This window comes from Syntrophomonas sp. UBA5494 (assembly GCF_002426325.1).
In genome coordinates this window covers 1-10374 of record NZ_DIPG01000072.1, presented here as the reverse complement: position 1 = coordinate 10374, position 10374 = coordinate 1, and the positions used below count along the sequence as shown (strand labels likewise).

Annotated in this window: 8 protein-coding genes; all 8 read right to left on the bottom strand. The window is 51.9% G+C overall.

The window, feature by feature from the left end:
• Positions 1 to 111: 111 nt before the first annotated feature.
• Positions 112 to 1251 carry an acyl-CoA dehydrogenase family protein gene (locus B3W37_RS08505; RefSeq protein WP_483170360.1) on the bottom strand — a complete coding sequence of 380 codons (1140 nt, stop codon included), beginning with the start codon at positions 1249 to 1251 and terminating at the stop codon, positions 112 to 114.
• Between the two features lie 241 nt (positions 1252 to 1492).
• Complete coding sequence (locus tag B3W37_RS08500) at positions 1493 to 1909, bottom strand: MarR family winged helix-turn-helix transcriptional regulator (RefSeq protein WP_481042863.1); 417 nt, start codon at positions 1907 to 1909, stop codon at positions 1493 to 1495.
• Positions 1910 to 2000: 91 nt separating this feature from the next.
• Entirely contained in the window at positions 2001 to 2393 is a 393-nt protein-coding gene (locus B3W37_RS08495; RefSeq protein ID WP_483175380.1) for a Zn-ribbon domain-containing OB-fold protein, read from the bottom strand.
• The gene (locus tag B3W37_RS08490; RefSeq protein WP_483175379.1) at positions 2386 to 3561 is read right to left on the bottom strand and encodes a thiolase family protein; all 1176 of its coding nucleotides are present in this window, start codon (positions 3559 to 3561) and stop codon (positions 2386 to 2388) included. Before B3W37_RS08490 ends, B3W37_RS08495 begins: the two co-directional genes overlap by 8 nt.
• Positions 3562 to 3761: 200 nt before the next feature.
• Positions 3762 to 6839: an FAD-binding and (Fe-S)-binding domain-containing protein gene (locus B3W37_RS08485; protein WP_483175378.1), complete on the bottom strand. Its 3078-nt coding sequence runs from the start codon at positions 6837 to 6839 to the stop codon at positions 3762 to 3764.
• Between the two features lie 299 nt (positions 6840 to 7138).
• Entirely contained in the window at positions 7139 to 7414 is a 276-nt protein-coding gene (locus tag B3W37_RS08480) for a hypothetical protein (protein WP_483175377.1), read from the bottom strand.
• A 134-nt stretch (positions 7415 to 7548) separates the two neighbouring features.
• On the bottom strand, positions 7549 to 8796 hold the full coding sequence (locus tag B3W37_RS08475; RefSeq protein WP_483170369.1) for a DUF1015 domain-containing protein: 1248 nt from the start codon (positions 8794 to 8796) through the stop codon (positions 7549 to 7551).
• A gap of 25 nt (positions 8797 to 8821) precedes the next feature.
• On the bottom strand, positions 8822 to 9898 hold the full coding sequence (locus tag B3W37_RS08470; RefSeq protein ID WP_483175376.1) for a pyridoxal-phosphate-dependent aminotransferase family protein: 1077 nt from the start codon (positions 9896 to 9898) through the stop codon (positions 8822 to 8824).
• Between the last annotated feature and the right edge of the window lie 476 nt (positions 9899 to 10374).

The window sequence follows — 10374 nt, the reverse complement described above, 5'->3', positions numbered from 1 at the left end:
CCTGCCCGGAGATATTTATGGATCCGCGCCCATGCCGGGCGCACAACAAAGACGCCGCAGATCTGATATGATGCTGTGGCGTCTTTTATAAACTCTCTGGCCTAATCTTATCTAACGCAGCACATTTCCGGCAATAACCATTCTCTGTGCCTCGGAGGTTCCTTCATAGATTTCGGTTATTTTAGCATCGCGCATCAGGCGCTCCACCTTCTGTCCTTTGATGTAGCCATAGCCTCCGTAAATCTGAACCGCCTTCACGGTGTGGCGCATAGAGCACTCGGCAGCAAACAGCTTGGCCATAGCCGCCTCTTTACTGAAGGACTTGCCCTGATCTTTCAGATAACAAGCACTATGAGTCAAATAGCGTGCTGCAGCAACCTCGGTTGCCATATCGGCAATCCACCATTGAACGGCCTGGTTTTTGCTGATGGGTTTATTAAATTGAATCCGTTGTTTAGAATAAGCTATCGACTCGTCCAGGGCGGCCTGCGTGATGCCGACTGCCTGAGCGGCTATGCCGATGCGACCGTGATCAAAGCTATTCATGGCTATCTTTAAGCCATCTCCCACCTTACCGACTATGTTATCTTTAGGTATGCGGCAATCCTTAAATATGATTTCTGAAGTCTGCGAAGCCCGGAGGCCCATCTTGGCAAAATGTGCCCCAACCCGCATCCCTGCTGTCTCTTTAGGAACAATGAAACAAGTCATGCCCCGGCCGCCTTCTTCTTTTTCCACCCAGGCGAAGGTGATGTATGTATCCGCTACCGGGCCGTTGGAGCAAAAGGTCTTGGTGCCGTTTAAGACCCACTCGTCACCATCCAGAACCGCAGTTGAGGTGGCAGCCCCGACATCAGTGCCGGCTCCGGGCTCAGTTAAGGCAAAAGCCCCCAGGTGTTCACCTTTGGCCAATGGAGTCAGGTATTGTTTCTTTTGACCCTCATTCCCAAAAAGCAACAATGGCATGCAAACCAGGCCGGTATGTACGGACATGGTAAAACCTGTAGCGGCGCAAAAATAGGAAAGCTCTTCCACCGCGATGGCGTAGGTCAGATAATCGGTGCCGGCTCCGCCATACTCCTGGGGAATCGGCATTCCCATCCAACCGCCTTCGCCGAGCTTTTGGATGACCTCGGCAGGAAAGCGGCTGTTCTCATCGATTTCTACCGCTATCGGATCTACATAGGTCTTGCCAAACTCTCGCATGTTCTCTCTAACCAGTACCTGCTCCTCTGTTAGCTGGAAATCCATTACTCTCACTCCTTTTCACCATATTGTACTCCGCCTGCGCACAAAAACTCAGGCGGCAATATCCCGTCGTAACTGAATTGTATAAAACAGGCAAATGCTTTGTCAATCATATATTTGTATGCAAAGTATTGCAGGAATCTTGCCATTTCCTGGCTGCAGGTCTGATAATGTCGAATAAAATCTAGTCTGCTAAAAATGAGTGCTGTGTATGGATCATACCATGACAGGAAATTAAGGTAAGTTATGAACCGTGATTCAGCTCTTCCAGCAATTTCTTAAGAAAGGCCGACTCCTGGGGTTCCAGTCTCTCCAGAGCCTTCTTGTTGGCCCGTTCGATAGCGGCATTGACCGGTTCGTTCAGGGCCCGGCCCTGTTCGGTCAACATAACCCGTACAGCCCTGCGATCCTTGGGATCGGGCTGGCGGCTGATCAGGGACTTGTTTTCCATCCGGTCCAGTATACCGGTCACAGTGGATCCGTCCAGATAGAGCCGTTCGGATAGCTGCTTGGCAGTCTGGCCATTTTCGTCCCAGAGACACTTTAATACTGCATATTGACCCGGGGTCACGCCATACGGTGCCAGTTCAGCTTTAAATAGCTGCTGTACTGCGTTCTGAGCTTTAGTCAACACAAAATTCACGCATTGTTCTAATTCCATTAAATTACTCCTTAAATCGCTATATAGTATTGATTATAACATAATGTGGACGCAAAATATTTATCGGGTTGAGATTACGCAACAGGCTTGATCAGGCCTGGCTTTTAAGACCGGCAACGGGCTTAAATACCGGCATGAGCTGACCGTTTATCGCTCTTACCACCATTTCAACCCCCATATCCACATGAACCGCTTCCGGGCTGCAATCGACTATGCGGGTAGCCAGACGAACCCCCTCATCCAGGGTGACCAGGCTATAGATATAAGGAACATCGTCATCTGCCAGGCTCTGTACGTGAATGATGCTGTAGCTGTACACCCTGCCCTGTCCCCCGCTTTTTCTCCACTCCAGTTTCTGGTCCAAACACCCCGGGCAATGACTGCGGGGGTAAAAAGTATGCTCCTGACAGTTTAAACAGTATTGCAGCCATAATTCTCCCTGTTTCAAATGCTGATAGTAAATTCGGGTTTGATCATCACACATGCTCCGTCCTCCCTAACACCAGGCTGCTCTCCGTACTCATCACACCGCCATTGCCGTTTACAAAGGCCAGGCGGTTTTGGGGAACCTGGCGTATCCCGGCCTCCCCCCGCAATTGGCGAACTGCCTCGATAATATGCGACATACCCCCGGCAAATGAAGGCTGCCCCATGGAAAGCTGGCCTCCATGGGTATTGCATGGAAAATCGCCCTGATATGTCAGGTTGTGCCGGGCTACAAACGAGCCCCCTTCGCCCTTGGCGCAGAAGCCGGCGTCTTCCAAAGTGATCAGTACTGTGATGGGATAACAATCATAGAGTGAAACCAGATCAATGTCTGCAGGGCCGCATTCAGCCATGGCAAAGGCCCGCTGGGCCGATTCCTTCACCGGGCTGATAGTTATCTCCTCCGAATACACAATGGAATTATGCGTGCAGGCCTCTCCCCAACCCAGAACACTAACACTGCGGTGCGTATTCATATCGCTGCTGGCCCGGCTGACAACCGCTGCCGCGGCGCCGCTGCAGGGGCGGACTATCTCCAGGAGATGCAGGGGGTTGGTAATAAGCAGCGACTGTAATACCTCTTCGATGGTGAGCGGAGCCTGGTTGAATAGAGCCAGGGGATTGTGCAGGGCATTAAAGCGCTGATCCACGGCAATTTTGGCCATTTGCTCAGGGGTAGTACCGTAGAGATGCATATGCCGGCGCGCGATTAAAGCATATCCGGTATTGAATCCCATGGGCAGATAAGGCAATTCAAAATCTATTTCCGCCTGGGACATCACTGACATTTTGCCCTCAAGGGTATTAAAGACCTGGCTGTCCCAAACCCCGCCGCTCAGGCACAGACAATTATCGCATATGCCTGCTTCAACCAGCATGGCCGCCCGGGCTACAGCTCCAGCCGCACTGGCTCCCCCCAATTCCACCATATTGAGAAAAACCGGTTTAATCTGCAAATACTCGGCTACCTGGGCCGGCCACATAAAAGCGCTGTCTTCGCTGGGAGGAGTGACCAGGAGCCCATCTATATCGCGTTTTTGAAGGCCCGCATCCTCAATCGCCAAACGGCTGGATTCAGCCAGCAAGGCCAGGGTCTTTTGTCCATATGCGGTTTTATGCGGAGCCAATTCAGAAATCCCGGTAATTAAGGCACGCTTCTTTTTCAATACCCAAGCCTCCTTTCCTTTTCCCATGATACCGCATGCCGGGCAGCTTGTCTAAACACATACCGGCGCATTTTCTGCACTGCGGCACGGCCTGAGGGATAAGCATTTGCCCGGTACTGCCGTGCATTTTCAGAAGGATTTAAGAAAGGGCCGGAGGATCAAACAGGGGGTGAATACCTCACCCCCTGAGCTCTCTTATTTTAGCGGGACAGAACAACCTCTGGCTTGTTTTCTGCCTGCAAGTAAGACTCCAGATGGGGCATGAAATAAGGAATGATATCGGGCAGCATCTTGGGCATGAGGTCGGCCATGGCCGGTGGCATCAAGTCCGGCATCTGTTCGGCCATAAAGTCGGGCATAGACACCTTGGCCTTGACCATTTCCAGCATTTTAGGCATCACCCTGGGCAGCATACCCGGCAACAGGATGGGAAAGAGCCTGGGCATCACAGGCTTCATCGCTGCAATCAGAGGTTTTTTTAGCGCCGGTTTCCGGCTTCGCAGCCACTTCATCATACCCGCCATTGGACCGGGCATGGCCTGAATCAGGTCATCCATCATCTCGGCCATCATATCCGCCATTCCCCGCGGGTTTAACATGCGTATCATAATATCGAAAGGCACCCAGTCCCGTTCCATCACCGCTTCACTGTCGGGAATATCATAACCGCAGGCCCGGGCTGCAACCGTAGCCAGATCGCGTACTTGAATATCCATGTTGTTAACCCGGCCGGATACCTGCAGTTGAAAGCGGCAGCACGGACAGGCGGTGATTATGGTTTGGGCCTGCACCTTTTGGGCATCGTTCAGCCTTACCTGGCCGATGCGGGCGGCAGCCTCGGGGTCAGCCACCAGAGTCATCACCGACCCGCAGCAGTGGGCTTGTGAACGGTTAAACTCCATTTCCTGGTAGTCAATGCCGGGAATAGCCTGAATAAGCCGGCGGGGTGCCTCGTATACACCGCTGGCCCGCCCCATGTGACAGGGATCGTGGTAGGTGAATCTCCCTTTTAAAGTTTCAGGTATTTCAAATCGGCCGGCAGCGATCTGTTCCGCCAGTACCTCGGAGTAATGTTTGGCGGTAAAATGGTATTGCTCTCCCCGGTCTAACATCCAGCGCTTATAGTAAGTCTCCCACACCAGGCGGCAGGCCGGGCAGGAGGTAACAATGGTTTTGACGCCTTTGCTTTTCATCAATTCTATATTATGGTCCATTATAGCTTCCCAAGCATCCCAGCGCCCGGCCATCAACATGGGTATCCCGCAGCAGGCCTCTTCTTTCCCCAAATAAGTGAACTCGATCCCGGCCTTATCCAGCAATCTGGCAGTGGCAAGCGCCACATCCTGCTCAACAAATGCAGAGGTACACCCGGGAAAGTAGGCAATTTCCGCCCGGTCTTTAATCTTGCTTCTAAGATCATCGGGCAGCCAGGCATCACGGTCCTTGGCATAGCGGGCCCAGATATTCCACTCTTTACGGGCACTGGCTTCCATAATATGAAAGGCGGGCAGAGAATGAAATCCCTTTTCCTCAACCAGCTGTCCGCGCAGTGTCATCCAGGCGGGTTCAATGGGCATTTCCAATTGGCACCTGGCGTTGCAGGTTTCACAGGTGGTGCAGGCCAAAAAGGTTGAAACGTCCGCCTGAGTCAGCCTGGTCTTGCCTTCGGCCACCATTTTCAACAGCCGCCACTTGCCGCGCGGTGATTGCGATTCCCATCCCCGCCCATAATACTGGTCGCAGCTGTCCACACAGTATCCGCAGGAAGAACATGTATAGCTCAACCAGGCCACTTCGGCAGGAAGTCCCGATTGGGGCCGGGGATGCTCGGCCGGGGGATTACCGGGAAAACGGTTGGCTACGGCAGTTATGACCCCCTCCCAGGACAGAGCCTGGCGAACCGCCCGGGCCAGTAAGGTTGTATCGATGGTCTTGCCGGGGTTCATAATCCCCGCCGGGTCGGTTCGCTTTTTCATGCTTTTTAGCGATTCCACGGTCTGAACACCCAGCAGCTGCGGAGCGAACGCGGAGAAGTACATTCCCAGTCCATAAGGCCTGCCTCCGTTTTGCAGGGCGATTTTAAGCACGGTCAGGGAAAGTCCGAAAGCAGCATTAAAGCCCAGCTTGCGCTCATCGTGGGGGATGAATCCTAACAGTACCAACTCTTTGCCCCTGACCGCAAAGCCTTCCAGCAGCAGGGGAAGAGCGATCTTATGCTGCAGCCCGTGTAAAACCGCCGCCAGCCCGGAGGCCGGCACCACCACCTCAGCAGGTATCAGTGAAGGCCCCAGGCGCTTGGCTTTCATGGGGCTAAAGCGGTTTTCCCACTCGTGTAAGGCAGTCTCATCATCTAATAATGCCCCGCCATGTTTAGCGGCCATGTCGCCCAGCAGCTCCCGGGCTGAAGAGGAGTGCCAATAGGCCGCCAGGACGATGAATTGTTCCGGAACCTCAAGGCGATCCCGGCCCGGGCCATGGTGGGGGTTAAGCGGCATGCGGTTGCGGTACCGGGCTGCTTCAGGATTACTGAAACTAAGCGACCATAAAGGCACCTGCTCTTCATATAGGGCTTCTATAAATTGAGCCGCAGCGCTGGCCTGATCAAAGGCAAAAGCCTGCACCTCCAGTTTTTCCAGGGGCATGACCCTGAACTCGATGCTGCTGATGAAGCCGCTGATGCCTGATGCGTTAACAACCAGATCCAGATCTTCACCTGAAAGAACCTTTATCTCGCCGTCAGGTTGGACCAGACGCACCTGTAAAACGCTGTCCCTGAAATAGCCGGCCTCATAGCTGCCAATTCCGGCCCCTCCGGTTGCCAGCCAACCGGCCGCAGTTGAGGCGGGATAACTGGTGGGGTAGGATTTCAAGGTCAATCCCCGCTCTCTGAGCCTCCGGTCAATATCCTCCCACACCGCACCGGGCTGCACCTTAATGCTGCAGGCCCCGGTGTCAATTGCCATGATCTTGCGCATGCGGTTGAACTCCACTACCATGCCGCCTTGAAAAGGCACGGTGCCTCCGTACCCCGAAGTGGCCTTGCCGCGGGCTGTCAAGGGGATTTTATTATTCTGGGCCCATACCGCTATTTGAACCAGTTCGTCCTCATCCCGGGGCTGCACTATGGCGGCCGGTTCCGAATGGCCGGCCATACCGCTCAGAAGGCCCGGCAGGGCCGCTACATCAGAGCTATAAAGCTGCCGTTCCCTCTTCTCAAAATTAATCCTATCACCGAAAATATCCTGCAAATACCGCCTTTGTTGAGATGTCAATTCCATTACCTTACCCCCCTTGGGTATATTGTATCTTGATTCAATTATATGCCTGCCAAGATATAAAGGCAATAGTATTAAGCGGCATTGACAAATCAGGCAGAAGATTGGTCCTGACAAATATTGCGTAGTACGAATATACAGATGTTAACAAAAGCAGGCGGCTGACAGCAGGGCGTAAAGCCGGCCGCCCTCTTGGCGCTGCGCCCTGACTGATGACGCCACGGCTGGCAAAAAGGCGGCCGGCTTATCCACGAGGAATAAAATCCGGTTCTGCGGCAAGGTGTATGAGGTGTTCAGAATTGCTATTCTTGCAGGTTGTCGATCTGCTGTTTGATTTCATCGATTTGTCGGTATAGGGTATCGATTTTCTGGCAGATTTCCATCAATTCGGCCTCGGCATTGGCATTGTTGCGATAAGCGGTGTAGAGCTTATCTCCCAATTCGGTTTTGAGTTGGGTAATGTCACGCTCCAGATTAGAGATATTGAGTTTCAACTTTCCGCTTTCCAGAAGTTTGCCTGATTTTTGCGCCAGCTTATTGGCCTGTTCCTCTAATTTCTCCTTGTTGAACTTGAACATAAATCGTCCTCCTCAAGCAATTGATCATGTTGATTTCATTCTATATTGCCTGTTTAACAATGACAACCGCATTCGGTGCCAAAGCCGAATAAAGGACCGGGGTTAAAACCCCGGTCCTGAAGCCTGTCAATTGCCTAGGTCAGCTTGTGGATAAATATGCCGCTGCGCAGTTTGGGTTCAAACCAGGTTGACTTGGGGGGCATGATCTTACCGGCATCAGAAATGGCCATTAAATCGGCTATAGTGGTGGGGTACATGGCGAAAGCGATTTTCATGTCATCGGCCACCCTGCTTTCCAACTCCTCCAGGCCGCGAGCCCCGCCAACAAAATCGATGCGTTTGTCGGTACGGGGGTTGGTGATCCCCAGAATGGGCCCCAGGAGATTGTTCTGCAATATAGACACATCCAGGCGCGCCACCGGGTCAAGGACATCATAGGTGCCCGGCCGGGCTTTTAGAATATACCAGCTGTCCTCCAGAAACATGCCATAGGTTTTGGGCGCCCGGGGTTGGTAAGGACCCGGCCCGGAATAGGCAGTAACCTCAAAATCTTTTTCCAAGAGGCTTAAGAACTCTTCCCGGCTGTGATTGTTTAAATCCCGAACCAGGCGATTGTAATCCATTATGTAGAGATCGTGATCGGGGAAAATAACGGCCAGAAAATAATTGTATTCTTCCCGGCCAGTATGATGGGGATTATCAGCTCTGCGCTGCAGGCCCACCTGCACCGCTGAAGCGGAACGGTGATGGCCGTCGGCGATATACAGCCTGTCGATATGGGCGAACAGCTCCACCAGACTCAGAATCACTTCGTCATGGTCGATGCTCCACACGGTATGGCCAATACCGTCCTCGGATACAAAATCATAAAGGGCCTGGTGCCTACTTATCCAGGCCTGAATTATCGCGTTGATTTGCTCCTGGCTGCGATAGGTAATGAAAATGGGCCCGGTTTGCGCATCACAGCTGTCAACATGGCGGATGCGGTCCTGCTCCTTATCGGCCCGGGTTAGTTCATGCTTTTTGATAATATCATTGAGGTAGTCGTCTATGGAAAGACAAGCCACCAAACCAGTCTGTGCGCGCTGCCCCCGTTGCTGCCGGTAAATATATAAACGAGCGGTTTGGTCCTGAATAAAAACCCCTTCAGCCGCCATTTTGTCCAGATTGCTTCTGGCTTTGACATAAACCCGCTCATCATAGAGGTCGATACCGGCTTCCAAATCTATTTCCGCTTTATCAACATGCAAGAATGAGTAGGGGTTGTCGCGTACCATTTCTCTGGCTTCCGCACTGCTCATCACGTCATAAGGCAGTGCAGCCACCCGGTCCACTAAAGACGGGATGGGCCGCAGCGCTCGAAACGGTCTGATTACTGCCATAATAGTCCTCCTCAATAATTAATAATCAGGATCCGAGCTGAAGGATATCCTCAATATGCCCCAGTAATTCTTGAATATCCTCCAGAGTATGATCTGCCATATGGGCGATGCGGAAAGTCTTGTCTTTCATCTTGCCATAGCCGTTGGATATTTGGAATCCCCGCTCTCCCAGTTGGCGGTTGAGATCGGCCACATCGATGTTGCGGTTATTGGTGATGGCGGTTAAGGTATCGGAGAGGTAGCGCTCGTCAGCAAACAGGGCAAAATACTTCCTGGCCCATGACCTGACATACTCCGCCATCTGCCGGTGTCTTTCGCAGCGTTTTTCCAGACCCTCGGTGAGGATGCGTTCCAGCTGAAAATCCAGGGCATACATATGACTTAAAGAAGGTGTCGAAGGATACTGGTGATCCTTATTCCTGATATATTCATATAGCTGCAGCAGATCCAAATAGTAGCCGCGGAAAGGGACTTCCTTGGCGCGCTCGATGGCCTTCTGCGAAAAGGTGCAAACGGCCATTCCGGGCGGCAGACCCAGGGCCTTTTGAGTTGAAGTTATGCAGATATCAACCCCCAGATCATCAACATGAATCGGGGTGCCTCCGGTTGAACTGACGGTGTCCAGGCAATAGACTACCTCAGGATGGCTTTTTACCACCGCAGCTATATCCTGAACCGGATTCATCACCCCGGTGGAGGTTTCGTTATGGGTGATGGTGATCAGGTCATATTTGCCGGAAGACAGAACTTCATCAATCATATCGGGGGTATTGGCCTGGCCCCACTCCACTTCGAATAAATCAGCCGGAACATTGTTATTGGACGCAATATCAAACCACCTTTTACCGAACGCGCCAACGGAAAAAACCGCCGCTCTCCTGGCCGTGCAGGATCTTACCGCTCCTTCCATCAATCCGCTGCCGGAGCTGGTCGATAATAGGATTTCATGCTGAGTGGACCACAGGGTTCTCATTTTATCGCTGATGCGGCCTTGCAAAGCCGAGGCGTCTTTACTGCGGTGCCCGATCATGGGGCTTGCCATCTTCTGTAGTACTTCCGGGCGCACTTCAACCGGACCCGGGATAAACAACCTTTTATGCATTCTGCCAGCCTCCTAGACAATCATCTTCAGGGTCTTTTACTATTCTACTGATTTCCAGCTTTTTTCTCAATAATGGCTTCAATTTACCTGATTTCCTGGCAATAAATCACTCCACCCAAAATCATACTACGATTTTGCAAGCATACAGTTGTGGCCGTTATGCATCAACCCGGGCTGCATTCTATGATATACTGATGCTAAGCTTATTTTTAGCTGATACCGTCATATATATTTTCTATATTTTTTCGGTACAGTTTGTAGTCAGTGATCATGCTTTCCGCAACCGGTGTCGGAATAATAACATGGCATCTATCAATATAATAAGGAACATATACTCGTATGTGGGAATCAATAGTTCGCCTTTTAGAACAATACGGCATTTGGGGGCTGCTCTTCACTGCTTTTGCGGAATCTTCTTTTCTGCCTCTGGCACCCGATTTCTTTCTCATCCCCTTGAGTCTGGCCATGCCGCATTG

What these genes read in the sequence shown, in the direction of transcription:
- B3W37_RS08470 (WP_483175376.1), bottom strand. Translation starts at nt 9,898, where the DNA reads ATGCATAAAAGGTTGTTTATCCCGGGTCCGGTTGAAGTGCGCCCGGAA.
- B3W37_RS08485 (WP_483175378.1), bottom strand. Translation starts at nt 6,839, where the DNA reads ATGGAATTGACATCTCAACAAAGGCGGTATTTGCAGGATATTTTCGGT.
- B3W37_RS08480 (WP_483175377.1), bottom strand. Translation starts at nt 7,414, where the DNA reads ATGTTCAAGTTCAACAAGGAGAAATTAGAGGAACAGGCCAATAAGCTG.
- B3W37_RS08495 (WP_483175380.1), bottom strand. Translation starts at nt 2,393, where the DNA reads ATGTGTGATGATCAAACCCGAATTTACTATCAGCATTTGAAACAGGGA.
- B3W37_RS08475 (WP_483170369.1), bottom strand. Translation starts at nt 8,796, where the DNA reads ATGGCAGTAATCAGACCGTTTCGAGCGCTGCGGCCCATCCCGTCTTTA.
- B3W37_RS08500 (WP_481042863.1), bottom strand. Translation starts at nt 1,909, where the DNA reads ATGGAATTAGAACAATGCGTGAATTTTGTGTTGACTAAAGCTCAGAAC.
- B3W37_RS08505 (WP_483170360.1), bottom strand. Translation starts at nt 1,251, where the DNA reads ATGGATTTCCAGCTAACAGAGGAGCAGGTACTGGTTAGAGAGAACATG.